Here is a 24533-nt window from a genome sequence, read left to right as displayed (position 1 = left end):
TTCCGCTTCGCCCGCGCCACCACGCGCGCACGTGGCGAGAACGGCGCCCACGCCCAGGGTGCGCCCATGTGATCACCTGCATTCGCAGGCCAGAAGGACGGCTAAACGGTCCAGTCTTCCTGAGGGCGGTGCGTCGGAGGCTTGTGCGCCTTCTCATATCCGGTACGAATGAACGGCAAAGCTGTCCCGGATAACGCCGCCATGAAGCGGCGAAGGCGGAGCGAGGAAATGCTGGAGAGGGGTGTGCCCCGCCGCGCGGTGCTCGGCGCTGCGGCGGCGATGCTGACGGCGGGCGCGGGACGCGCGCAAGATGCGGCGGGACCGGTCGTCGAGACGGCCCATGGGCGCTACCGCGGCCAGGTGACGGACGGGGTCCAGGTCTTCAAGGGCATGCGCTATGGCGCTTCCACGGCCGGCGCTGGCCGGTTCATGCCGCCGAGGCCCCCGGAACCGTTCGCGGGTGTCCGCGAGGCGTTCGAATTCGGCGACCAGGCGCCCCAGGCGCGCGGCGGGCTCGCCGGTTCCCAGCCGATGAGTGAGGACTGCCTGCGCATCAATGTCTGGACGCCCCGTTCGGGCGACGGGCGCCGACGGCCGGTGATGCTGTGGTTCCACGGCGGCGGTTTCGAAGCCGGGTCGGGCGCGAGCCCGCTGTACGACGGAACCAACATGGTCAAGCGCGGTGACGTCGTGCTCTGCACCATAAACAGCCGCCTCAATGTGTTCGGCTTCTGCGACCTCTCCGGTTGCCTTGGGTCGGATTTCGCCCGGTCAGGCAACGTCGGCTACCTCGATCTGGTGCGCGCGATGCAATGGGTGCGTGAGAACATCGCGGGGTTCGGCGGCGATCCGAACAACGTCATGATCTACGGGCAGTCTGGCGGCGGTCGGAAGGTGACCGTCTGCTTCGCGGGCCGGGAGGCCAGCGGCCTGTTCCATAAGGGCGTCGTCCAGTCAGGATCGCACCTCATGGTTCAGACCCAGGAACAATCCCGCGCCTTGACGGAGAGGCTGCTCCGGCGGCTCGCCATCGATCCGCGCAACGCGCGGGCGCTGCAGCAGGTCCCTCAGGAGCAGCTTTCGGCCGCACAGCGAGAGGTGATCGGCGCCGCCGGGTATCGTTTCGAGCCCAACCTCGACGGCGTATCCTTCACCGCCCACCCGTTCATGCCGAACGCGCCGGCCCATACCGCCAAGGTCCCGCTGATCGTCGGCACGGCGCAGCACGAGCTCGCCGCCCAACTTGGCTCCATGCCCGGCATCCATGAGATTGACGAGGCTGGCCTGCGGCAGCGACTGACCGCCACCATGCCGGCCGCCCACATCGATGAGGCGATCCGGGTGTTCAAGGCCTCGACGCCGTCCGGCTCGGCGTCGGAGATGTTCTTCAAGATCACCTCCTGGCGGTCCTATATCCGCAACGCTACGCTCATGGCGGAAAGGCGGGCGCAGCTGAACGGCCCGGACAATCCCACCTGGATGTACCAGGTGACCTGGCGCTCGCCCGTGGAGGGCGGCCGGCGGTTCGCCCAGCACTCGTCCGACCTGCCCTTCATGTTCGACAACGTGGCGCGCGGCGCGCGCTTCACCGGTCCGCCCAGTCCGGCGACGCAGGTGATGGCCGACAGCATGGCCGGGGCCTGGCTGGCCTTCGCGCACCGGGGCGACCCGCAACATCCCGGCCTTCCAGCCTGGCCTCCCTACGACCTGGAGAACCGCTCGGTCATGCAGTTCGACGCGCCGCCGCGGCTCGCCAGCGACCCCTATCGGAGCGAGCGCCTGTTCATGGAACGCTACTCGCCGGTCCGCGCCACCCCCGGCAGAGAGGGTTAGCCGTGCGAGCCAGCCGCAGACAGGCGCTCGGCGCCGGGGTTTTCGCCGCGGTCGCTCCGCTCGCCGGCGCGCCCGTTGTCGCGCAGACGCCCCGGCCCACACGGCCCGAGCCGGCGGTCACCGGCGCGCTTAGCCGCTTCATCGCCGGCAGCCAGGACCTCGTGATCGACGAGGAGATCCTCGACCTCGGCCGGCGGCACATCCTCGACACCCTGGCCTCGGCGGTGGCGTGCCGCGATCTCGAGCCGGCCGTGTTGGCGCGCCGCTTCGCGCTCGCCCAGTCGGGCGACGCACGGAAGAGCGCGGTCACGATCCTGGCCACCCGTAAGCGCGCGGCCCTGATCGACGCCGTATTCGCCTCGGCCATGACCGCGCATGGAGCGGAGATCAACGACTTCATTCCCTCGGCGCTGGTCCAGCCGGGGCCGGCGATCGTTAGCGCCGCCATCGCGCTGGCGGAACAGCGTCGGCTCTCCGGCCTGCAGGTTCTGAAGGCCGTCATCGTCGGTTATGAGATGGCCGGCCGCGTGCCCAAAGCGCTCGGCCTGCGCAATCTCAGCCGCAGCGGGTTGGCGAACCACGGCGTGGGCCCCACGTTTGGCGTCGCTGCGGCGGCGGCCTCCCTCTTGCGCATCGAGGAGGCCCGGATCGGCGACGTCCTGACCTATTGTTCGCAGCAGGCGTCCGGCTCGTGGCAGTGGATGCTGGACGTTGAGCACGTCGAGAAGTCCTTCGTCTTCGCAGGCATGGGCGCACGCGCCGGCTTGCAGGCGACGCTGATGGTCGAGCACGGCTTCCGCGGTGTCCGCGAAAACCTCGACCAGCCCACCGGCTTCCTGAACCAGGGGATGTTCACGGCGGCCGACGGCGACCTGGACCGCCGCTACCTTATCGAGGACCTGGGACGGCGGTGGGAGATGCCGCTCACCGCCTACAAGAAGTATCCCACAGGCGGCCCGACCCAGCCCGCGGTCGAGGGCCTGCTGACGTTGCTGCCGCAGATCGATCGCGCCAAGGTCGCCGCGGTCCGCATCGAGATGCCGGGCCGCTGGGATGCGTTCCGCGACGCCGCCATGCCGGCCCTGAACCTGCGCTATTTGAGCGCCATCATTCTGATCGATGGCCGTCTGGATTTCGTCTCGGCTCAGTCGCTGGCGCGGATGCACGGCGACGCTGCGGTCAAGGCGGTGATGGGCAGGGTGGACGTGGTTCACGACGCGGCTCAGGAAGCCGGGCCGGGACAGCCGCGCACGGAGAGCGCCCGGGTTATCGTCACGGAGACGTCCGGCCGCCGCCACGAGACCTACATTCCCTATGTCGTGGGGTTCCCCTCGCACCCCATGTCCAAGGCTGATGTGGAGGCCAAGGCCAGGGGCTTGCTCGAGCCCGTGCTCGGTCGAGCTCGCGCCGACACGCTGATCGCGCGGGTCTGGACCATCGACAGCCTGCCAAACGCCGGCGAACTCGCCCGGCTGGTGGCCACCTAGGAGCCTGCAGATGAGGACCTTCAACGCCGCTCGCCGGCGGGTCGGTTGCGGATTGTGGCCGCGCCAGGCGAGGAAGACGTGAGGCTCGCCCTGATCGCCGCGGCGGTGCTTTCCGCCGCCTCCGCCCGCGCCGCCGATGTCCGCGTCCGCACCACGTCCGGCGATCTGGTCGGGACGGCGACGCACGCCGCCCACGTCTTCAAGGGCGTGCCCTATGCGCAGCCGCCGCTGGGGCCGCTGCGCTGGGCGCCGCCGCAGCCGCTCTCCTGGACGGGCGAGAGGCGGGCTGACACCTTCGGCTCGCCATGCCTCCAGCGCACCGATCCTGGCGGACGCCCGAATGGCGGCGGCGTCAGCGGGCCGTCCAGTGAGGACTGCCTCTACCTGAACGTCTGGGCGCCGGCGAAGGCGCGCCAGGCGCCGGTGATGGTCTGGCTTTACGGCGGCGGCGGCACGATGGGTTCGGGCGCTGTGGGCTCCTACCATGGGGACGCCTTCGCCCGCGACGGCGTGGTGCTGGTGACGCTCAATTATCGCCTGGGCGCCCTGGGGGGCTTCGCCCATCCGGCGCTCAGCGCCGCCGCTGGGCCAGGCGAAGGTCTGGGCAACTACCACCTGCTCGACGCCATGGCGGCGCTGAGGTGGGTGCGGGACAATGCGGAGGCCTTTGGCGGCGATCCCGGCAACGTCACCGTATTTGGCCAATCCGCGGGCGCGACCATGGTCGCCAATCTGCTGACCTCGCCCATGGCCCGGGGTCTGTTCGACAAGGCGATCATCCAGAGCACGGGGTCTCTGCCGACCCCGGCTACGCCGATGGGACGGGCGGAGGCGCGCGGGGCCGAGTTGGCGACGGCGGTGGGCTTACCGGGTGCGGACGCAAGCCTTGAGCAGCTCAGAAGCGTGCCGGCCGCCGACGTGGTCCTCAGGGACCGTGTCCTGGGCGCGGGGCTCCGCACGATCCTCGACGGGCGTGTGAAGACCCAGTCGATCATGGACGGCTTCGCCGAAGGCGTGGCGATCGACGTCCCGCTCATCATCGGCACGACGAGCGACGAAGGTCGGCTGTCGGGCTCCCAGCGCGTGGCCACCTACGCCATGCCGGGTGCGCCTGTCTGGCAGTACTTCTTCGACTATGTCCCGGATTGGCGCCGGCCCGAGCAGCCCAACGGGGTCCCCCACGCCGGTGAGATTCCTTACGTCTTCGACACCCTGGCCGCGGACCGCGCGGGCGCCCGGATGACGCCGCAGGACCACGCCGTCGCCGCCCGGGTGCATTCCTGCTGGGTCGCCTTCGCCAAGGCGGCGAGAGCGGCGACCGCGCTGACCTGCGCCGAAGGCTTCCGTTGGCCGGCGCGAGACGAGACCAACGGCCGAGCCGTGGCGATCTTCGCAGAGAGGCCGCGCCTGGGGCGCGCCGCCGAGCTGCGGTCGCCGCCGAACGGCGCCCCGCCCGGCCCCACCAGCCGCGACGAGGACTAGGCGGGCGAGCAACGCACGGGTGTTCGCATTTGGACGTCGATTTCCGTCTCGGCCTCTGTCAGTTCTGGGCCATGACGAAGTCGGCCAAGCCGAGCAAGCCGAGCGCCAGGGGGGTGCGCGGTCCGCACGCCGAGCGCACCGCCGCCATGCGCCAGCGGCTGATCGAGGCGGCCATCGCGTGCCTCTATGAACGCGGGTACGCGGCCACCACCTTCCAGGTCGTCACGGAGCGCGCCGAGGTGAGCCGGGGGGCCATCCTCCATCATTTCCCGACCAAGGTGGATCTGATGGTGGCGGTGGCCGAGTACGCGGCCTTCTATCAGAACCGCGTCATCCGCGAGCGTCTCGCGGACACGCCCGCCGGCATGCCGCTCTACGTGGCGCTCACCTACGCCACCTGGGAGATCGTGATCCAGCCTCCGGCCATGGCGCTGATCGAGGTGATGATGGCGACGCGGGCGGACTCCGCCCTTGCCGAGCGCCTTCCGGCCGTGGTGACCGCGTTCGAAGCGCGCCAGCGGGAGGACGTCTGGCGACTGGCCCAGCGGATCGGCATCCGTGACCGCGAGCAGGTGGACACCATGGTCCGCCTGCACCGGGCGGCCATGCGCGGCCTGGCGATCGAGCTCAGCCTGACCGGCGACCGCGCGGCGGCCGAGGCCAGCATGCGCCTTCTCGAGCGCTACAAGCGGATGCTCACCGGTGAGCTCGTGACGGCGGTCGACTGAGGGGCGTCAGCGCGGGGCCGTCGGCGGGAAGGCCGCCGTGTTCTCGGCCACGATCGGCGTCGCTGTCGCCAGGCGTGGGGTCTCGCCGAACACAGCGATGGCGTCGTTCTGCGCCGTTTGCGCTGGCCAGGTGAAGCCGTCGGCGCAAGTCAGGGACGTCGCCGTCACCGGAGCCTTGGCGAACGCGACCCAACAGCCGTTCATGCGGCGGGCGACCGCGCGGTCTGCGTTCGTAACCTGGGCCCCGCCGCCGGTGGTCGACGTGGAAAGCGCGTCGAATGCATAGGGCAGTTCGGCCGAATGGGGCGCGCCCCTGGGCTGCTCGGCCGTGCGCCAGGCTGGCACATAGGTGAAGTAGTATTGCCAGGCCGCGGCCTTGCCATGTGTCGCCGCCAACCGGACGGCCTCGCGGGCGGCGCCGGCGCCGGGCTCGCCGTTGTTGCTCCCCACGATCAGCGGCACGTCCACGGTGGCGCCGCTGGCGAAGCCGTCCCGGGTGGCCATGGTGCGGATCTTGCCGTCGACGACCATGTAGACCCCGCTGCGCGACGCGGCGTTCGACGTCATGGCCTCGGGCGGCACGGCGCGGAGCTGTTCGAGCGTCGCCGCCTCGCCCGGCAGGCCAAGGGCGGAGGCGATCTTCGCGCCGGCCGCTTCCGCTTCCGGCAGGCTGCGGCCGCCGCCGAAAAACGCGCCGGAGTGAATGATCGCCTTGTGGAAGAGGCCTCGCGCAGGCGGCGAAGCCAGCAGGGAGGAGACCATCAAGCCGCCGGCCGACTGACCGAAGAGGGTTACATTGTCCGTATTCGCGCCCAGAGCCCTCCCGTTGCGCTGGACCCACTCCAATCCAGCGATGGCGTCCATCAGAGCGTAGTTGGCGACCGGCTCCGCCCCGGCCGCCTTGGTTAGAGCCGGATGGGCATAGTTGCCCAGCATGCCGAGCCGGTAGTTAAGCGTCACGACGATGACGCCCTGCTTGGCGAAGGCGCTCCCGTCGTACGAGCCAAGGTGGCCGGCCCCCAGGTAGCCTGCGCCGCCGTACAGCCAGACCATCACCGGCGCATTGCGAGCGTTCTTCGGCGCCCAGACGTTCATGTAGAGGCAGTCCTCGTGGGTCGGGCCGCTGACGCCGCCGCCGTTCAGCCGGCCGTCCGCCGGGGTCGGTTGCGGGCAAGGCAGGGCGAATTCCATCGCCTGGCGCTCGCCATTCCAGGTGACGCGTTGCGGCGGCCGCCAGCGGAGCTCGCCGACGGGCGGCTTCGCATAGGGGAAGCCCTTGAAGCTGTTCACACCGCCTTTGGACACGCCGACGAGCGTACCCGAATCGGTCTTGAGGCGGACCGGTTCGGCTGAAGCCGTTGACGCGATCGCCAGCACCGCCAGCGCGAGAAACGCCACCCTCATGTCTCCCACCCCTCATTCGGCCCTGTGGCCGTTGTTGTGTGCGTTGCAGTCCAGTTCGACGGCAAACGTTCGCGCCGCTCTTGTGTGAGCGGGCGTCGGCGGGCGAAGCCGGCCTGCTGCGCGCCCAAGTCTGCGCCGAGCCCCGCGTGGGGATCAAGTGCCCCAGGCCGATTTCGAAGCCTCGGCATGCGGTGCGAGAACAAGGGTTGACGAAGCGGCGTGTTTAGCAGTCCCTTTTGACGGCAAAAACGACGTGGCCGCATCAGACGGCTCACGCGTCCCGAGGGGGGGAACCATGGTCAAATCACGCCACTTCTGCGCCGTCTCGGCGCTCGCGCTCCTTGCGGCCGGCGCCGCCAACGCTCAGGACGCGGCGCGATCCGCCGGCCGGTCCGGGGCCACCGTCGAGGAACTCGTCGTCACGGGCACCTTCATCGCTGGCACCCCCGAGGACGCCGCCATACCAGTGGAGGCGCTGACCCTCGAAGAGTTGCGCCAGACCGGCTCGCCTTCGAACCTCGACCTTGTGAAAAGCCTGAGCGAGGTGGGCAGCGTGGCCGGCGAGGCCAATCGTTCCAACCTCTTCGCGGTCGGCGCCCAGTCGATCAACCTGCGGTCGGTCAGCGCCTCGCGAACAGTGGTGGTGTTCAACGGCCGCCGGATCCCCGAGCAATTCTCCAGTTCCGTCGGACGCTTCAACAACGTCGCTATCATTCCGAACGCCGCCATCGGCCGGATCGAGACGCTGAAGGACGGCGGCGGCGTCACTTACGGCGCCGACGCCGTCGGCGGTGTCGTGAACTACATCACCCGGCGAAACCTAGACGGGGTCGAAACGAACGCCAACTACCGCTACATCGACGGCTCTGACGGGGACTGGGACGCCGACATCAGCTTCGGCAAGGTGGGCGAGCGCTGGAACGCCATGCTGGTGGTCGGCTACCAGCACCGCAGCGAACTCGACACGACCGATCGCGCCTTCGCGCTGCAGCCCTACCTGATGAACCCGTCCGGCTGGACGACCTACGGTCAGCCCGGCTCGTATCTCTTCCAGCGCGCCGGACAGCAGGGCGCGATCACGCCCAGTGCGACGGCGGCCAGCGGAAATCGCTTCAGTGGGGACGTCCAGATGGGGCCGACCGGCGTCCTGCGCGATCCTTTCTGCGCCGACCTCGGCGGCTTCGCCGGCTTCAGCGCCACCCCGTCGCCGGTCTGCTACTTCCAGTCCGGACAGATCACCAACCTGGTCGAGCAGCAGGACACCTGGCAGGCCTATGCGGAGGCCAACTACGAGCTGAACAGGTACTTCAGGGTTCACCTTGAGGGGCTCTATTACCAACTTGACGTTCCGCACATCCCGCTAGACACCTTCGTGGCGGTGCCGCTGGTTTTCCCGCTGACCTCGACGGGCAGTTCCCAGACGATTGGCGGCAGCGCGGCCTACGCGGTGGCGGGCGGCAACCCGGCGGTGCGCCACCTGCTGCTCAGCACACGCAATTCGAACGGAACGCTGGCGTTCGGCGACCCCGACACGCCGGGCACCCAGGCCTACCAGATCGTCAACGGCGGCCGCGTGGGCCTGCCCAGCGCCACCTGGCGGCCGTTTGGCGTCGGCGGCGCTCCGATCCCGGAACTGGAACAGCAGCACAACACCAGCGTCGTGCTTCGGGGCACAGTCCAGTTCTCGGGAGACCTGCCGGAAATCTGGGGCGCGGAGCTGAAGTGGTCGGCGGCCGGCACGTACAACCGCATCGCCTACGATCTCGACTTCAACGACATTCTCGCCACACGGATGCAGGCCGCGTTGAACGGCCTGGGCGGCCCCAACTGTTCGGGAACGACGCCGGGCGCCAACGGCTGCCTGTATTTCAACCCCTTCGCTTCCGCGATCGCCAGGAACGTTTATTCCGGGCAGACCAATCCCGGCTTCGTCGGAAGCGGCAGCTTCGCCGGCTATGCGCCGGGGCAGGGCCTGCAGAACAGCCCAGAGCTGGTTCAGTGGCTCTATGCCCCGATGTGGATGCGCCGGACAGGGGAATACTCGATCTACGACGCGGTTCTGAGCGGGGTGACGCCGATCCGGCTCTTCGCCCAGGACGGCGTCGCCTTCGCCCTCGGCGGACAGTACCGCTACTACCGTGAGGAATCGGACCTGAGCGACCTGGCGGACCGGGCGCTCAACCCTTGCGCCACGCCGGGCGTCACAACCTGCGCCAGCGCGTCGGGGCCAGGCCTGTTCAGCCGCGGCTCCGGCGTCAGCGGTCTGGGCTTCGACTACGACCGCCGGTACCCGGTCGCCTCGGCGTTCTTCGAGGTCCGAGCGCCGCTCCTCGACACGCTCGTGGCGAATTTCGCGGGCCGATACGAGAAGTTCTTCTCGGACATTAGCCCCACCGACACCGCCGTTTTCGTGCCGTCGGGATCCATTCGATGGCAGGTTCAGGACTGGCTGGCGTTCCGTGGGACCGCGAGCGAGTCTTTCAGCCAGGTGAACCCGCCGGCGCGGCGCGCGCCCACCACCACCGGCAACACGGCCGCCCCCGCCCAATTCGGCGGGACCGCGGTGACCTTCGGCACCGCCAACTTTCCGAACCTCGAGGTGAAGCCTGAGCGGGGCGTCAACTATAATGTCGGCGCGATCGTCACGCTCGGCGGCTTTCGAGCGAACGTCGACTACTACAGCATCAAGATCAAGGACATCAGCCGCGCGCAGACCGCGGCTCAGCTGGTGAACGCAATCGTTCAGCCGGGCCAGACCGGGCCGGGCGCGCTGATCAACTGCGCGAGCCCGCTTCTCACCGAGCCGCAGGAGCTCCTGGGCGGCCGTCCGTTTGTGCAGCTCAACGGTCCCTGCACGGCGGGTTCGGCGCTGAACAGCCCCGCCGGCGCCGGTGGCCTGATCGGCGGCACGGTCAACTTCTTCGGCCAGCAGGGCACCCAGACGTTCCTGGTGAACGGAGGTCAGCTGAAGACCTCAGGCATTGACGTCAGCGCGTCCTATCGCCTGCAGGACCTATGGGGCGGCGACCTGACCGTGACCTTCGACTGGACACACATCCTCACCTACGACGCCAGCGATTACGTGGTGGGCGGCGTGGTGGTGGCGGAGGGCTATTCCGGCCTCGGGACCGTGAATGAGCTCACCGGGCGCAACAGCCAGCGCGTTTTCGAAGACCGCGCCTCGTTGGGCTTGAACTACCGCCGCGGTGTCCACAACCTCAACGTCACGACGCGGTTCGCCTCATCCCTGATCAACGACGACACGGCGGACTATCTTGAAAACGGCTCCACCAACGCCAACGTCGGCGGCGCCAACGGGGTTGTGCCCTCGGGGGCGGCCTGCGTCGACCTGCCGAACAGCCCGCCAGTTCCAGCCGGCGCCGGCAGCGGCTCCCGCGGCGCCAACTCCGGTGCTGTGGTGGGCTACTGCGCGGGCCAGAACGTCACCGTGCTGACCGGCAGGAAGATCCCGGCCGCGTTCGTGACCGACGTGAGCTACCAGCTCGCCCTGCGCGAGAATACGACCGTCACCGTCACGGTCCAGAATCTGCTCGACGACGATCCGAACTTCACCCGCGATGTGCTGGGCTACGATGCCGGCGTCGCCAGTCCGCTTGGCCGCACGATCCGCTTCGGCGTGCGCAAACGCTGGTGATCGCGACGGACGGCAGCCGCCGCGGCGTCAGCAGGGCGGCCGGCCTGCTTCCTTCCGAGGTCATGTCGTGGGGGGCGCTGGACCGGCGGCGCGCCCTCGATAGGCCTCGGAGGTGGCTGAGGGCCAAGGCGCGCAAGACGCGTGAACCGCCCGCCAGGCTCCTCCTCGGCGGGCCGGGCTCACCAGCCTACTCTTCCTACGGTGCGAAGAATCCCGACGTCGAGAGTGCGGGCCGCCGCGCACGCCGCCATCATCCGTCGCACGCGTGTTTCCGGCGGTGGCGGCGTGACGGTGGTTCGGGCGCTGCGTAGGTCATCGAGGCTAACGTCACCCGGCGCTGAGAGCGAGGTACGAGCGGTTCCATGTTGGACTGAGGAGCACTTCGTTCACGCAGACCGTCGCCGGCATCCTGGCCACGAAGGCGACGAGTTCCCCCAGGTCTTCCGCCTGGAGCATCCGCGCCTGATCCTCAGCGCTGACCGGAACTGGGCGGTTCTTGAGGATCGGCGTGGCGACCTCGCCGGGGCAGATGCAGCAGGACCGGATGCCGTTCACGCATTCGGCCTGGTTGAGGCTCTCGCTCAGCGCGTTCAGGCCGGCCTTGGCGGCCGTGTAAGCGGGTCCGGTGACCGGCGAGACGTAGCGCCCACCCCATGATGAGATCTGGATGATCAGGCCGCCGCGATTGGCGCGCATCGTCGGCAACACCGCCTGGGATGTGTAGAAGCATCCGTTAAGGTCTGCCTCGATCACCGATTGGAAGGCTTGGGGGTTGACCGCGCCCCAGGCGCGATCCCGGACATTGAAGCCCGCGCTGTTCACGAGGATGTCGCACCGGCCAAGCCTTCCGATCACGTCGGCCGCCGCTGCCTCCACCTGGCTCGGGTCTGCGACGTCCAGGGGCGCGACATGGCTCTCGCCACCGACCGCGCGAACCAGCTCCGCGGTCTCCGCAAGCTGCTCAGGCCGTCGTCCGCTCAGCGCGACAATCGCGCCCGCCTGAGCCAAGGCGACGGCGGAGGCCTGGCCGATGCCGGACCCCGCGCCGGTCACCCAGGCCACCTCGCCTTCGATCGAACGCAGCATCGATACCTCCCAAGATTTGATGTCGTCGTTTTGCTAGCGATCGCTTTGGCGACGGGATGCGTGCGCCAGGAACCGGGCGACGCTGAGGTTCGCCTCACGCGCGAGCTGGCCCTCGAGCATGTGGAAGCCATGCACGCCGCCGGGATAGACCGCGAGCTGCGAGGCGTTGCCGGCGCCCCGCCAGCGCATGTGCATGAACAGGCTGTCGTCGAGCAGGGGGTCCAGCGTTCCGACAGAGAACAGCGCCGGCGGAAGGCCGGTCAGATCCGCGTAGAGCGGCGAAAGGGCCGGGTCGCGGACGTCGAACGCGCCCCGGAACTGCGCGACGAGGGCCTCGACCTTTGCGCGGTCGATGACCAGCGTCTGATTGGCCGCGCGCATGCTGGGCGTCAACGACAGGTCGAAGCACCCGTACATGAGGTTGGCCGCCCTGAAGAGCGGCGAGCCCGCGTCCCTCAGGCGGAGCAGGGTCGCGGCCGCGAGGTGCGCGCCCGCCGACTCGCCCCCGATCGCGATCCAGGACGTTCCGAACTCGGATCTGGCATTGGCCGCCAACCAGCGCGCCGCCGCCACGCAGTCTTCGAGGCCCGCCGGGAAGGGGTGCTCCGGCGCCAGACGATATTCGACGCTGACCGCGGCCATCCCGGCCTCGGCGCCGAGCAGCTCCAGCTGGCTGTCCCACATGTCGTTGCGGCCAGCCGTCCAGCCGCCGCCGTGGATGTGCAGGTACGCTCCCACCGGGGCCGGCGGCGCAAGGATCCGCAGGCCGATCTGGCCGCCCGGACCTTCGATGGCGAGGGTGCGGGCTCGCGGTGATCTGGGGCCCACCGGCAGGCTGAGGTCGCCGCTCGCGTACGCCAGGCGCAGCGCGTTACGGTCTGCGGGTGGCGGGATGCTCGCCAGCCTCGAGGCGAAGGCGTCATTCACCGCTCGGGTCTCCGCCGAGATCGCGGCGCGATCGAAGGGATTGATGGCGGGGGGCTCCGCGCCGTCGTGGATGGTCATCGACGTCTCCGGATCCGCCGAGATGCGGATCTACGGGATCTGCTTAGCGCCCCCCCAATGTGGAATCAAATTCTAATAGTGTTGTGTTGAGCCAACGGGCCAAGGGCATCCGGCTTCAGCCTTAAAAGCGCGTAGGGATGCCCGCGCACAGAGGGGGCGGTGGTCGTTTTCGCGCAGTCCGGCCGGAATTTGGCTTGCTAGTATCAGAACGACGAACTAGAACGGCATCCTATAAACGACCGGCCCGACACGGACGGCGAGAACAAGCAAAACACCAAGGGAGGGTATGGGGAGGATGCGCAGGAAATTCGTTCTGTCTGCGACAACGGCATTGGCGATGGGCCTGGCCGGCGCTGCGTTGGCGCAGGACGGCGCCAACCTGGAGGAGATTGTCGTCACCGCTCAGAAGCGGGAAGAGTCCCTCCAGCGCACCCCTGTGTCGGTCACCGCGATCGGCGAGGAAGTTCTGGCGGAACGGGGCATCGCCACCGTGGCCGACCTCCAGGGGTCGGTGCCGGGCCTGCTGATCGGCGGCAACATGAACTTCGGCGGCATCAATTCGATCGTGCTTCGCGGCGTCAGCAGTCCGAACGTGGTGATCGGGGCGGAGGAGGCGGTCGGCGTCTATCTGGACGGCGTATTCCTGCCGCGCTCCGACGCGGCCTTCTTCAATTTCGCCGACGTCCAACGCATTGAAGTGCTCCGGGGGCCCCAGGGCACGCTCTACGGCCGCAATTCGGTAGCCGGCGCGATCAACATCATCACGCGCTCGCCCACCGAGGAGCCGGAGGGCCGCATTGAAGGGAACTACGGCTCGTTCAACAAGTACGAGCTGAAGGGCTACCTCGGCGGGCCGATTACGGAGGGGGTCGCCGCGAGCCTGTCCGCAGTCAAGTCCGGGCACGACGGCTATTTCCGCAACGCCAACACCGGCAATCGCGTGGGCGCGGTCGACGACCTGACCACGCGTGCGAAGCTGCTCTTCCATGGGGAGCGCTTCAGCGCGACGCTCGCTGCCGATTACTCGCTCCTGAAGGCGGAAGACCAGTTCCAGAACCTCAAGAACGCCGCGGGCGTCGTGGTGGGCTACGGCGATCCGGCTGTCGTTGAGACCGAGTACGAGGACCAGATCCAGACCCGCCGGCGATCCTATGGCGCCTCGTTGACCGCGACCTACGACGTCAACGACGACCTGACGCTGACCTCCATCACCAGTCGGCGCACGTACCGCGCCCGGGTGAACGCCGACACCGACGGCCAGGGGACAGCCAGCCCGTTCGTGCACACGCTGAGCCGGCTGGGAAACAACGACTTCAGCCAGGAATTGCGGGCCAACTACGCGGCCGGCCCGCTGACGCTCACCAGCGGCCTCAACTACTTCCAGGACAAGTCTTACGTGGAGATCCAGATCTTCACGGCCGCGGGACAGACGGGCTTCAGCACGCCCCGCAGCTCGACGAAGGCCTATGCCGCGTTCGCCCAGGCCGAATGGGAGGTGACGGATCGCCTGAAGCTGATCGGCGGCCTTCGCTACAACCTGGATCGGAAGCACTTCTCGGTCACCACGCCGGCGCTTGGCGCCCTTGGAGCCTCCTTCGTCGAGGACCGGCGCCGCGACGACGCGTGGATTCCGAAACTGGGGGTCACCTTCCAGGCGACGCCGCAGACCTTCCTGTTCGCCACGGTGTCGCGCGGCTACCGCGCGGGCGCCTACTCCGCGGGGCCGGCCCGGTTCAGTCAGGTCGCGCCCGGCGCAGATCCCGAGCGCCTCTGGAACTATGAAGCCGGCGTCAAGACCGAGCTCCTCGACCGTCGCCTTCGGCTCAACGCGACCGCCTACTACACGACCGTGAAGGGGTTGCAGGTTCGGGAGACGGTCGCGGTCGGGGACGCGCAGGTCAACAACGCCGGCAGCGCTCGTGTCTACGGCGCGGAATTCGAAACCACCGCCCTGCTGGGCGCCGGCTTCAGCCTCGACAGCACCCTGTCTCTCCTGGATGGCGAGTACGAGACCCTGTTCGAACGGGGCTTCCTCGGCAACATCGTCACCTTCGATCGCTCGGGCAACCGAATGATCCGGTCGCCCCGGATGCAGTTTTCGATCGATGGTCGCTATGAGCGGCAGATCACCGACGACTTCGGCGTGCGGGCGAATGTCCGATACTACCGGGAATCCAAGTCGTTCTACACGGCGGCCAACGAGCCGTTCGTGGGCAACGACGGCTGGCATACCCTCGATGCCCGCGTCACCCTGGGCTACCGCGATGCGTGGGAGGTCTACGCCTTCGGCAAGAACCTGACGGACAAGCGGTATCAGACTGCGGTGATCACGCTTGGCGCCTTCTATCCCGCCTCGATCAATGATCCCCGCACCTTCGGCGTGGGCTTCGACTATTCGTTCTAGGGCCGCGTCTCTAGGCCCGCGTCCGGCGCTGTCGCCCGACGCCACCTCCCTGGACCCTCCGGCGCCCGTCGCGGCGTGCGCTGGGGGCGAAGAGGCGGGCTGGCCGAGCGCCGCTGAACGGCTCGTAGCAGACTGACCGGTGCGGGGCGTGAGACTTTCGATGGAGACGGCGATGACGGCGACACCTCTGGACGGCCCCGCCGCTTCGGCGCCGCCAGCGCGCTTGCGAACCCTGCACGTGGTCGTGCTCGTCGTCTGCACGCTCGTGGCTTTCCTCGATGGGTTCGACGTCCAGATGATCTCCTTCCTCGCTCCCGCCATCGCGCGCGAGTGGCAGGCGCCGAAGGAGGTCTTCGGCCTGATCTTCTCGTCCGGCATCGCCGGCATGCTGGTCGGCATGGTCGGGCAGGGACCGTTCTCGGATCGGTTCGGGCGCAAGCCGATGGTGTTGTTCTGCGTGGCGACCTTCGGCCTGTGCACCCTGGCCTGCGCCTTCGCCCAGTCGCCGGCCCAACTGATCGTCGTCCGCTTCCTGGGCGGACTCGGCATGGGCGCCGTGATGCCGAACGTGATCGTCCTGGTGGCGGAGATCGCACCGCCGCAGCTCCGCTCGCGGATGGTCGTGCTCCTCGGCGCCGGCGTTCCGGTCGGGGGCCTCTCCGCCGGCGCCCTCAGCGCGTGGCTGCTCCCGCTCGTGGGCTGGCGTGAGATCTTCATCGCGGGCGGGGTCGCGCCCCTTCTCCTCACGCCCGTCCTCGCCCTTTGGATGCCTGAATCCCCGATGTTCCGGCTGGAGCGGGCGCGGCGCCGAAGCGGAGATCGCCGCCTCGCTGACGAGCGGCGGGTCCAGGCGCTGGTGCAGCGCGGGTGGGTGGCGCCGGAGCCCGCTGCCGCGACCGGCACGACAACGCCGGGGGTGAAGGCGCTCTTCGATGGCGCGAGCCGTCGAAACACCCTGCTGATCTGGCTGATCTTCGCCGCCAACATGATGCTGTTCTACTCGGTGCTGAGCTGGATGCCCCTCATCCTGACCTCCACGGGCACGCCGGAAGGCTTGGCGGCGCTCTCGGGGGCGATGCTCAACCTCGGCGCCGTGGCCGGCAGTCTGCCCCTCGCCTGGGCCGCCGATCGGTTCGGCGTGAAGCGCGTGATCCCTTTGGCGTTCGTTGCCGGCGGGGTGTTGTTCTGCGCCACCGGCGCCTTGCTCGGCGTCTCCTATCCGGCGCTGCTCATGCTTTGCACGGTCCTAGGCGCCATCTCGGGCGGCGGGCAGCTGCTCCTGAATGCGGTCGTGAGCGGCCTCTACCCTACCGCCGTGCGGGCGACAGGCTTCGGCTTCGCCGGCATGGCCGGGCGGGCCGGGGCGATCGCCGGGCCCCTTGCCTGTGGCGCGATGCTCGCTCTGGGCGTGTCGGAGGCCGGTCTGCTGGCGCTACTCGCGGCGCCCGCGCTTGTCGCCGCTCTCGCGGCCACGCGGCTGCGGACGGCGGGCTCCGCCCAGTCCGCATGAAATCGGGCGCAATGAGCTCCGGTCTGTGTATATCAGATTCCCGTTCTGGAACCACAGACTAGAACATGCGACACGCGCACCCTGGGGCGTTGTTGTCGAGGAGGGGATCGGATAGGGAAGCGGAGAGGCCTGAGGGGAATGGATGACCTGATGTTCGACTCGATCCGCGCGCCGTCACAAGCCCGCAGCCAGCGGACGATGGATGAGGTTTATCGTTCCCTGGACGCCCTCCTGAAGGCCAAGGGCTTCGACCAGATCACCATCGCCGACCTTGCGTCCCACGCCGATGTGGCGGTGGGCTCCATCTATGCCCGCTTCAAGGACAAGAAGGCGCTGCTCGCCGGTCTGCACCTGCAGGTGTCGGGCCAGGCCATCACCTGCCTGGGGCCGCTGAGCGCGCCGTCGAAGTGGCAGAACGCCAGCGATGAGGAGATGGTCCGTGCGATCCTCAAATCGGTCGACCGCTTCTACCGTAAGCAGGCGCACGTGCTCGGGGCCGCTTACCTCGCCGGCGCTGGCAACATCAACGAGATGCGCACCCGGGTGTGGGAAGCGGCGATCGAGAACTTCACCGACCTGCTCCGAAGCCGCTATCCCGGATCCGATCGCGAGCAGCTGCACCTGGCCGTCAAGGTGATGGTCCGGTTTGTGACCGCGATGATGATGCAGGCGATCCTCATCGACTGGATCGGGCGTTGGAAGGGGGGCGTGCCGAACGCCCTCATGCTCCAGGAGCTGAAGCGGTTCTGCCTCGATCAGATCGCGCGGGCGCGGGCGGGACGGCTGGGCGAGGCGGACGCGTCCGCCGTCAGCGGAGAGGGCTGACGGCGGCGGCCTCCCATAACGAGGCGCCTGGACGGCCAGCCTATGAGCCGTAGAGCCGCCGGCGCCCCACTGTAAGCAGCGCAAGCTCACTGTCTGGCAGGTCGAGTGCTGCCGGAGCAAGCACGCGCTCCGAAGCCACTCTTTGAACGCGGGGAGACCTGCGACGCCTGCCGGGGCCGGATCGCCGCGCGCGCCTGGCGCCGTCCCTGGCCCTGGCGAACCCACTAAAGAACTGACCGCCGGAGGTCTGGGCCGCACAAGGCGCCTTGCCCGACCGTGAAGAAGATTCTAGAACGACATTCATGAGCAGGCGCGGTGGCGCCGAACGGGAGAGGGGTCGCCATGAGTGTGAGTTTCGTCGCCGACGAGCCGTTCAGCAGCTACAGCCAGCGGTTCGCCGAGCATTTTGCAATGACCCGCAAGGACGGCGTCATCGAAGTGCGGATGCACGAGAACGGCGAGACGCCGCGGTGGAGCTACGAACTGCATCGCGCCTGGCCGCAGATGTTCGCTGCGGTGGGGGCGGACCGCGAGAACGAGCTGCTCATCATCACCGGCACCGGCGATCGATGGCTCGCTGCAGGCTTCAACGAAGAGAGCTTTGGCATCAGCCACGAGCAGTTCCTCCGTCGCTGCTACGACATCTGGTACGTCGACGGGACCAAGCTTCAGGAGAACCAGCTCTGGTCGATCGACATCCCGGTGATCGGGGTCATCAATGGGCCGGGACATCACCTGGAGATCGCCCTGCTGGCGGACCTCACCCTCTGCGCGGACGACGTCCGCTTCATGGAGGCCCACATCCCTCTTGGCATGGTCCCGGGCGACGGCCAGTTCCTCGTCTACCAGGAGCTGCTCGGGATCAAGCGCGCGAACTACCTCGCCATCGCCGGCGGCGGCGTCGACGCCCAGGAGGCGGTCCGCCTGGGGCTGGTCAACGAGGCCCTGCCGCGTGAGCAGCTGATGCCCCGTGCCCGCGAGCTTGCCGGTCAGGTCATGAAGAGCAGCCGCGTGGTCCGACGCCTCACCACTCAGCTTTCCAGGCGCCGCTGGAAACGGCTGTTCACCGACGACTTCAACATGCACTTCGGCTTCGAGCTGTTCGCGGCGACGGTCTCGGAGCACTCGCACGACAGCGCCACCCTCGGAGACTACATCAAGTAGCCGCCCGGCCGCGGCCTTCGCGGGCGCCTGCCTGGCGCCTCGGCCCTGCTTCGCCAGTCAACGTCGTCAGCCAATTACGCCTGACACGCAGCGGAACGCTGCTGCGCCGAATGCCGCCGACCGGCTGCACTTCAGGCGCCATCCACCTGGAGATGAGCGGATATGATCGATCTGTCTGGTCGGGTCGCGATCGTCACCGGCGCGGGCGCCGGCCTCGGCCGCGCCCATGCAAGGCTGCTCGCCAAGCGGGGCGCTAAGCTGGTCGTCAACGACATGAGCTGCGCGGCGGACGCCGTCGTCGAAGAGATCATCGCCGACGGGGGGGAGGCGATGGGCGCCATCGGCTCCGTGGCGGACGAGGCCGCCGTGCAGGCGATGGTCGCCGGCGCCATGGCGCGCTGGGGACGGGTCGACATCCTCGTGAACAACGCCGGGATCCTGCGCGACAAGTCGTTCGCAAAAATGGACCTGGATGACTTCCGACTGGTGCTCGACGTGCATCTCACTGGCTCGGCGATTTGTTCGAAGGCCGTCTGGGACATCATGCGGCGACAGAACTACGGCCGCATCGTGATGACCACTTCGTCCTCTGGTCTCTACGGGAACTTCGGCCAGGCGAACTACAGCGCGGCCAAGATGGGGCTGGTCGGTCTGATGAACACCCTGGCCATCGAGGGCGCGAAGCATGACATCCGGGTGAACTGCATCGCCCCCACAGCCGCTACGCAGATGCTGGCCGGTCTTCTTCCGCCAGAGCAGCTCGGTCTGCTGCAGCCCGACAAGGTCAGCCCGGGCGTGCTCGCGCTGGTGGGCGAGGGCGCCCCCTCCAAGATGATCCTTGCCGCCGGCGCGGGCAGCTTCGAGGTCAATCACGTCACGCTCACGCAAGGCGTCCACGTCGGCGGGGGCGACGATGCGGCTGAACAGCTCCTTGAGCGCTGGAGCGAGCTCGTCGACCGCACGGGCGAGGTCCTGCCGCCGGAGTGCTTCGCCCAGAGCCGCCTCGAACTCGCCAAGGCCGGCCTCGCCGCCGCCGAAGGGCCCCTCGGCGCGACCGCCGCCCATGCCAGGACCCCGCCGGCCGAGCTGCAGCTTCCGCCAAAGGCGAGCCATGCGGTCTGACGCGCCCCAGGGGAGCCTGTCGGGTCCGGTGGCCGCAGAACGGGTCTTGACGCGCAGTGAGGCTATGGACCGGCTGACGCGGCCGGGCGTCTCCGTCGAGCTCTCGGTGCGCGAACGACGTGGACATCCCGAGCGTGTCTTCATAGCCGGGGCGCAGACGCTGGCCGCGCTGTTTGAGGAATCGGCGAGCGACGAGACCTTCCGGGTCTATGAGGACGAGCGGCTGACCTTGGCGGAGGCGTGGCGGCAGGCCTGCGCCTTGGGTGACGCGACCCGTCACCCGCGGCGGTTCCGCCTCACCCGAGGCGCCACACGGCCGAACGCCGCCCAGCTCGCATCAGGACCGAAGAGCATTTGGAACCCCAGTCACCGCGGCCGCGCATGATGGGGGATGGAGGAGAAGGCCAGGCATGAGACGGTTGTCCCGCAGCCAACAGCAGGGAGGGCAGGCGCGCTTCACCCTCGTAGAGACGACACTGCCCGTACTGCGCCCCTTCGAAGTTCAGGTTCGCGTCGAGCTCGCCCCCGTGACCGAAGACGCCTTCGTGGCCAGCCGCGACGTCGATGACGCCTGGTCTCCGGGCCGCATCGCTGTCGGGCGTGTACAGGACGCCGGCGAGCAGGTCGCGGACGTTCGCGTCGGTGACCGCGTCCTGATCGTCAGGCCCCTGCTGTACGGCGGCTGCTACGGCGACGCCCTGGTGGCGACGGCCGAACAGGTGCTCCGCCTCCCGGACGACGTCAGCGCTTCCGAGGCGCTGGACGCGGCCGATGTGATGGCCGCGGAGTTGTTCCTTGAGGAGGGGCTCGCAGGTCTGCGGCCATCCGCACTGCTGATCCTCCAGCCTAAGGGGAGCCTCCCCCTCGCCCTGGCGCACCGCGCTGCCGCACGCGGATTTAGGGTCATCGCCACCGCGGACACCCGCGAAGAGGCGCAGCGTCTGCAAGCACGCGGCGCCGCGGTGGCGGAGAACAGGGCGAGCGAGACCATCCGCACCCTCACAGACGGCCGGGGCGCCGACGTCGTCCTGGATCCTGTGGCAGGCCCCGGCTTCGCCGAAACTCTTCGGGGAATGGCCGATTTTGGTCACCTGTTTTTCCTCGGCGCGCGTTGCGGAGAGCCGCCACAGCTCTTCGACACGCTGTGGGAAAACCTCGACGCCTGTCCCTGCATCCGGGCGTGGGACTTCGGTCCGCCTGCCACCGGATGCGCGCCCGAGCGGCTTGCCGAGGCGCTGCGCATCGTCCGATCCGATTGGCAGGCCCCTGACGAGACCGCGTTCCCGCTGGAAGCGTTCGAGGCGGCCCGACTGGCCGCCGCGACGCAGCTCTCCCGCGTCGTCGTGCAGCCGTGATGAGCAACCCGACCATGAAGACAGTCGTCATCTCGCGCTTCGGGGGCCCTGAGGTCCTGGAGCCACGCGAAGCCCCGACGCCGGCGCCGGGACCGGGCGAGGTCCTGGTCCGGATCCGCTCGATCGGCATCGGAGCGTGGGACGCGATGTGGTACGAAGGCTCGTATCCCTATGCGCTGCCGCCACCGCCGTTCGTGCCAGGCCAGATCGCAGCGGGGTATGTCGTGGCCGTGGGCGCCGGCGTCGGTGACCTGCCCGACGGAGCGGCGGTCCAAGTGATCAACCTGGCCGGCGGCGCCTATGCCGAGTACATGACCGCTCCGGTCGAGACCGTCACTCGGTTGCCGGACGACATCGACATCGAGCTGGCGGCCTGCCTCTCCGACTATCGGTCCGCCTGGTCCTTCTTCCGCGATGGATTGAAGGGTCATCATGCGCAAACGGTGTTCATGCCGCACGCCGCCGGCGGCGTTGGAATGGCGATGATCCAGGCCGCCAAGGCCCTCGCGATGGACGTCGTCGCAAGCTCGACCTCGCAGGAGGGGCGTGACCTCCTGAAATCCTGGGGCGCGGATGAGACGCTGGATGGTCAGAGCAGCGACGTCGTCGCCGATGTGCGGGCCTGGTCAGGCGGCCGGGGCGTCGATCTCGTCTTCGACCACTTGGCGGGTGAACGCTTCAACCAGAACTTCGCTATGCTGGCCCCCGAAGGCATGGTCTTCGTCCTGAACCGCAGAGCCGGCGCTCCAGCCAAAAACTCGTTCGGCTTTCTCTGCGATCGACCCGACCTTCGACGCAAGCTGCGCTTCTGGTCGATGCACGTGTACGACAGGTACGACGCCCGGCGAGGGGAGCTGATGAACGAGGTCGTGGAGATGTTCCAGGACGGCCGCTTCAAACCCACCCGAGTGAACCGCCGTCCGTTGGAGGAAGCAGCCCTTGTGCATGCGCAGCGGGCAAGAGGTGAACTTCTCGGCAAGACGATCCTGATCCCATGAGCTCCGTGTGCGGCTCTGGCGAAATGAGCCGCCACGTTCCAGGGCTCGCGCTGAAGAACAGGCGCGTTGAACCCCAGACCGCCGGCGCGGCCTAGTCGCAGGCGTAGGACGCTGAGGCTGACGGCAAACGTCATGGCGCGCCCGGTCAGGCGCGCGCGCATCAGGTGAGGGCGCGCACCAGCGCCTGCCATGCCTCCGTCTTGGCGACAGCGCGGCACACCGGCGTCGCGGCGGCGAGGTAGGCTGAGCCGGCTCAGGTGGAGACGAGGCCCGGCGCTCGGTCCGCTGGTCCTTGGGGGACCACGGTTATGAGGGGCGCGTGGCTGAGGGCGACGATTGCGGCTTCCGGCGCGAAGGCGACGCGGGTGCGCGAGGCAGCCTGGCGCTCATCTATGAGCGATTGGCTAAGAGGCGTCGAAGCGGCAGCCTCACCTTGGAGGGCGGGGTCGGGACGCGGCGACCCTGGTAGCAGCAGCGCCCCTGAGAGCCTCCCAGGTTCTCGGCGCAGCGGGCGTGTTGGTGTGCTTGTTGGCTCGGCGCGCATCGCCGACGGCGCTCCTTTGCGCCGCCCTCGCTCAGCCGCCGAGCCATCTGCAGAATGGCCGTCGCCCCAGCCCCGTCGCCGCAGTGCGAGGGCCGATCTGATGGAGGCGATCTGCTGCGAAGGCTGACTTTGCCCCCTTCGGACGGAACCCCTGACGCCCGCTTTGCGCCGCATGTCTCGTGTGCACTGCAAGCCGCTCGCGCACCCCAAGGGCTGCACAGCGGGTCGCCGCCGCCGCGCGAGTTCCGACGCGAAGCTCAAGGGACGCACTCGTTGGAGCCGGAGCCGGAGCCAAAGTCAGCGCTGCGGCCCGACGGCGGACGCCCGTGGGCCGCGCTCGGGCGCCGGCCGCTTCCGGCGAGGTGCGCAACACGGGGGCGTCCTCTGGCTCAGCCTGCGGAGACGCCGCCGCTCTCGAGACTTGCAAACCGGTCCAGACGGCGGCGGATGATCGTGTCCGCCTCGCTCATGATGCGGTGGATCAGTTCCGCCACCGTGGGCACATCGTGGATCAGCCCGACAACCATTCCGCAGCTCCAGCCGCCTGCGTCCATCATCCCGTCCTTCATGATCGCCGGGTAGACGCCGGCCACCTCGGGCGCGATGTCGGCGAAGGTGATCTTGTCACCTAACGTCCGCTCCTTCTCCAGCAGCCGCTCGACGCCGGCATTGGTCAGCACGCGTTCGGTGTTGCGCAGGGGACGCATGATCAGCCTGGTGTCGAGCTCGCTGGCGGAGAGAATCGCCTGCTTTACATTCTCATGCACCGGGGCTTCCACGGTCGCGATGAACCGCGTGCCCATGTTGACGCCCTCGGCGCCGAGCGCGAGGGCCGCAACCAGCTGGCTGCCGGTCGCACATCCGCCGGACGCCACGAACGGGATCTTGAGTTCCTCGGCCGCACGCGGCAGCAGCACCCAGTTTCCGACGTCGTCTTCGCCCGGGTGCCCGCCACACTCGAACCCATCGACACTGACCGCGTCGCAGCCGATCGACTCGGCCTTCAGCGAATGTCGCACCGAGGTGCACTTGTGGATGACCTTGATGCCCGCTTCCTTCAACGCAGGCAGCCACTTCTGAGGATTGTTGCCGGCGGTCTCCACGGCCTTGACGCCGCTCCTGACGATCACCTCCACGAAGCCGGGATAGTCCGGCGGTGTCACCGCCGGCAGAAACGTGAGATTCACCCCGAACGGCTTGTCGGTCATCTCGCGGCAGCGCGCGATTTCCTTTTCCAGTCCCTCAGGCGTGCCCTGGGTCAGGCCCGTGATGATCCCCAGCCCGCCAGCGTTGGACACCGCGGCGGCCATCTCAGCATAGCCCACCATGTGCATGCCGCCCTGGATGATGGGGTGCTCGATGCCAAAGAGCTCCGTGATCCTCGTCTTCATGGCGTTCCTCCTCGCAGCCTGAGCTGGAGGCGTACAGGGCCGCCGCCCGGGGCGGCAATGCTAATCATTTGGGCGGTCGACGCTGGTCCCTGGGAATTGAGAGAAGCCGAACGGGAACGCGAGCGGGGCTCCTGGAGCGTCTGGCGCGGGTCTGCGCAGTGGCGTCGGCGGGCCAGCATCTCAGCCCCTGTTCGTGTGGTGGCCGTTCAACCGACCATCCCTTGCTCAGTCGGCCCGCGCCCAGGACGCCTTCGGGTCGCAACCCCTCGTCGGACATGTCGACCTTGGCGCCGGTCCTTCTGTTGACGTTGCACAGCTGGAGCTGCACTGTACTGGCGCGGCTCAGCCTTGATCTGGCGCCCCCAAGCCGCACGTCCTCAACCGAGACACACAGGGTCGGGACCGCCCGCCGGGAGCGATATCCCGGCAACCTTACGGCGGCGATGCGGCATGCACGAAAGACCGGTGGGGCTCCCGGCGGCGACGCTGAGGCGACGCGGGAGCCGCGCTGCCAAACCTCGGGTCCGCCGCAGGCGCGCC

General features: G+C 68.5%; 17 protein-coding genes. 13 read left to right on the top strand and 4 right to left on the bottom strand.

All coding sequences use genetic code 11. The annotated features are described in order from the left end of the window. Positions 1-141 precede the first annotated feature (141 nt). From ACE3Q8_RS07410 to ACE3Q8_RS07395, 4 genes are all read left to right on the top strand, one after another. Positions 142-1833 carry a carboxylesterase/lipase family protein gene (locus tag ACE3Q8_RS07410; RefSeq protein WP_374469621.1) on the top strand — a complete coding sequence of 564 codons (1692 nt, stop codon included), beginning with the start codon at positions 142-144 and terminating at the stop codon, positions 1831-1833. Between the two features lie 2 nt (positions 1834-1835). After that, entirely contained in the window at positions 1836-3320 is a 1485-nt protein-coding gene (locus ACE3Q8_RS07405; protein ID WP_374469620.1) for an MmgE/PrpD family protein, read from the top strand. A gap of 78 nt (positions 3321-3398) precedes the next feature. After that, positions 3399-4802 carry a carboxylesterase/lipase family protein gene (locus ACE3Q8_RS07400; RefSeq protein WP_374469619.1) on the top strand — a complete coding sequence of 468 codons (1404 nt, stop codon included), beginning with the start codon at positions 3399-3401 and terminating at the stop codon, positions 4800-4802. 71 nt (positions 4803-4873) lie between these two features. Beyond that, positions 4874-5530, top strand: coding sequence for a TetR/AcrR family transcriptional regulator (locus ACE3Q8_RS07395; protein WP_374469618.1), 657 nt, complete (start codon positions 4874-4876; stop codon positions 5528-5530). Positions 5531-5536: 6 nt separating this feature from the next. On the opposite strand, the gene ACE3Q8_RS07390 is transcribed toward ACE3Q8_RS07395, so the two are convergent. Beyond that, positions 5537-6934 carry a carboxylesterase/lipase family protein gene (locus ACE3Q8_RS07390; RefSeq protein WP_374469617.1) on the bottom strand — a complete coding sequence of 466 codons (1398 nt, stop codon included), beginning with the start codon at positions 6932-6934 and terminating at the stop codon, positions 5537-5539. A 157-nt stretch (positions 6935-7091) separates the two neighbouring features. Here ACE3Q8_RS07390 and ACE3Q8_RS07385 point away from each other — a divergent pair, with 157 nt between their 5' ends. Further along, the gene (locus ACE3Q8_RS07385; protein ID WP_374469616.1) at positions 7092-10589 is read left to right on the top strand and encodes a TonB-dependent receptor domain-containing protein; all 3498 of its coding nucleotides are present in this window, start codon (positions 7092-7094) and stop codon (positions 10587-10589) included. A gap of 327 nt (positions 10590-10916) precedes the next feature. On the opposite strand, the gene ACE3Q8_RS07380 is transcribed toward ACE3Q8_RS07385, so the two are convergent. Further along, positions 10917-11675, bottom strand: a complete 759-nt coding sequence (locus tag ACE3Q8_RS07380) for an SDR family oxidoreductase (protein ID WP_374469615.1) — start codon at positions 11673-11675, stop codon at positions 10917-10919. A 33-nt stretch (positions 11676-11708) separates the two neighbouring features. Further along, positions 11709-12680 (bottom strand): alpha/beta hydrolase fold domain-containing protein, encoded by a 972-nt coding sequence (locus tag ACE3Q8_RS07375; RefSeq protein WP_374469614.1) that lies wholly within the window; start codon positions 12678-12680, stop codon positions 11709-11711. Between the two features lie 337 nt (positions 12681-13017). On the opposite strand from ACE3Q8_RS07375, the gene ACE3Q8_RS07370 reads away from it, so the two are divergent. The 8 genes from ACE3Q8_RS07370 (at position 13018) to ACE3Q8_RS07335 (ending at position 22058) form a co-directional block, all read left to right on the top strand. Further along, positions 13018-15084 (top strand): TonB-dependent receptor, encoded by a 2067-nt coding sequence (locus tag ACE3Q8_RS07370; protein ID WP_374469613.1) that lies wholly within the window; start codon positions 13018-13020, stop codon positions 15082-15084. A gap of 172 nt (positions 15085-15256) precedes the next feature. Beyond that, complete coding sequence (locus ACE3Q8_RS07365; RefSeq protein ID WP_374469612.1) at positions 15257-16594, top strand: MFS transporter; 1338 nt, start codon at positions 15257-15259, stop codon at positions 16592-16594. Between the two features lie 150 nt (positions 16595-16744). Next, entirely contained in the window at positions 16745-17419 is a 675-nt protein-coding gene (locus ACE3Q8_RS07360) for a TetR/AcrR family transcriptional regulator (RefSeq protein WP_374469611.1), read from the top strand. A gap of 342 nt (positions 17420-17761) precedes the next feature. Then, positions 17762-18583: an enoyl-CoA hydratase/isomerase family protein gene (locus ACE3Q8_RS07355; RefSeq protein ID WP_374469610.1), complete on the top strand. Its 822-nt coding sequence runs from the start codon at positions 17762-17764 to the stop codon at positions 18581-18583. A 165-nt stretch (positions 18584-18748) separates the two neighbouring features. Further along, positions 18749-19705, top strand: a complete 957-nt coding sequence (locus ACE3Q8_RS07350) for an SDR family NAD(P)-dependent oxidoreductase (RefSeq protein ID WP_374469710.1) — start codon at positions 18749-18751, stop codon at positions 19703-19705. A 64-nt stretch (positions 19706-19769) separates the two neighbouring features. Further along, complete coding sequence (locus ACE3Q8_RS07345; protein ID WP_374469609.1) at positions 19770-20090, top strand: hypothetical protein; 321 nt, start codon at positions 19770-19772, stop codon at positions 20088-20090. A gap of 25 nt (positions 20091-20115) precedes the next feature. Further along, positions 20116-21060 carry a zinc-binding dehydrogenase gene (locus ACE3Q8_RS07340; RefSeq protein ID WP_374469608.1) on the top strand — a complete coding sequence of 315 codons (945 nt, stop codon included), beginning with the start codon at positions 20116-20118 and terminating at the stop codon, positions 21058-21060. Positions 21061-21074: 14 nt separating this feature from the next. Beyond that, positions 21075-22058 carry a zinc-binding alcohol dehydrogenase family protein gene (locus ACE3Q8_RS07335; protein WP_374469607.1) on the top strand — a complete coding sequence of 328 codons (984 nt, stop codon included), beginning with the start codon at positions 21075-21077 and terminating at the stop codon, positions 22056-22058. Between the two features lie 933 nt (positions 22059-22991). Here the strand turns inward: ACE3Q8_RS07335 and ACE3Q8_RS07330 are convergent. Next, positions 22992-23993: an NAD(P)H-dependent flavin oxidoreductase gene (locus ACE3Q8_RS07330; protein ID WP_374469606.1), complete on the bottom strand. Its 1002-nt coding sequence runs from the start codon at positions 23991-23993 to the stop codon at positions 22992-22994. Between the last annotated feature and the right edge of the window lie 540 nt (positions 23994-24533).

The organism is Phenylobacterium sp. (assembly GCF_041913825.1).
Lineage (GTDB): Bacteria > Pseudomonadota > Alphaproteobacteria > Caulobacterales > Caulobacteraceae > Phenylobacterium.
This window is presented reverse-complemented; position numbering and strand designations above follow the sequence as displayed.

Excerpts from the sequence above, each read along its gene's own strand:
- ACE3Q8_RS07395 (WP_374469618.1), top strand. The coding sequence starts at position 4,874 with ATGACGAAGTCGGCCAAGCCGAGCAAGCCGAGCGCCAGGGGGGTGCGC.
- ACE3Q8_RS07390 (WP_374469617.1), bottom strand. The coding sequence starts at position 6,934 with ATGAGGGTGGCGTTTCTCGCGCTGGCGGTGCTGGCGATCGCGTCAACG.
- ACE3Q8_RS07380 (WP_374469615.1), bottom strand. The coding sequence starts at position 11,675 with ATGCTGCGTTCGATCGAAGGCGAGGTGGCCTGGGTGACCGGCGCGGGG.
- ACE3Q8_RS07375 (WP_374469614.1), bottom strand. The coding sequence starts at position 12,680 with ATGACCATCCACGACGGCGCGGAGCCCCCCGCCATCAATCCCTTCGAT.
- ACE3Q8_RS07370 (WP_374469613.1), top strand. The coding sequence starts at position 13,018 with ATGGGCCTGGCCGGCGCTGCGTTGGCGCAGGACGGCGCCAACCTGGAG.
- ACE3Q8_RS07365 (WP_374469612.1), top strand. The coding sequence starts at position 15,257 with ATGACGGCGACACCTCTGGACGGCCCCGCCGCTTCGGCGCCGCCAGCG.
- ACE3Q8_RS07360 (WP_374469611.1), top strand. The coding sequence starts at position 16,745 with ATGTTCGACTCGATCCGCGCGCCGTCACAAGCCCGCAGCCAGCGGACG.
- ACE3Q8_RS07355 (WP_374469610.1), top strand. The coding sequence starts at position 17,762 with ATGAGTGTGAGTTTCGTCGCCGACGAGCCGTTCAGCAGCTACAGCCAG.
- ACE3Q8_RS07345 (WP_374469609.1), top strand. The coding sequence starts at position 19,770 with ATGGACCGGCTGACGCGGCCGGGCGTCTCCGTCGAGCTCTCGGTGCGC.
- ACE3Q8_RS07340 (WP_374469608.1), top strand. The coding sequence starts at position 20,116 with ATGAGACGGTTGTCCCGCAGCCAACAGCAGGGAGGGCAGGCGCGCTTC.
- ACE3Q8_RS07335 (WP_374469607.1), top strand. The coding sequence starts at position 21,075 with ATGAAGACAGTCGTCATCTCGCGCTTCGGGGGCCCTGAGGTCCTGGAG.
- ACE3Q8_RS07330 (WP_374469606.1), bottom strand. The coding sequence starts at position 23,993 with ATGAAGACGAGGATCACGGAGCTCTTTGGCATCGAGCACCCCATCATC.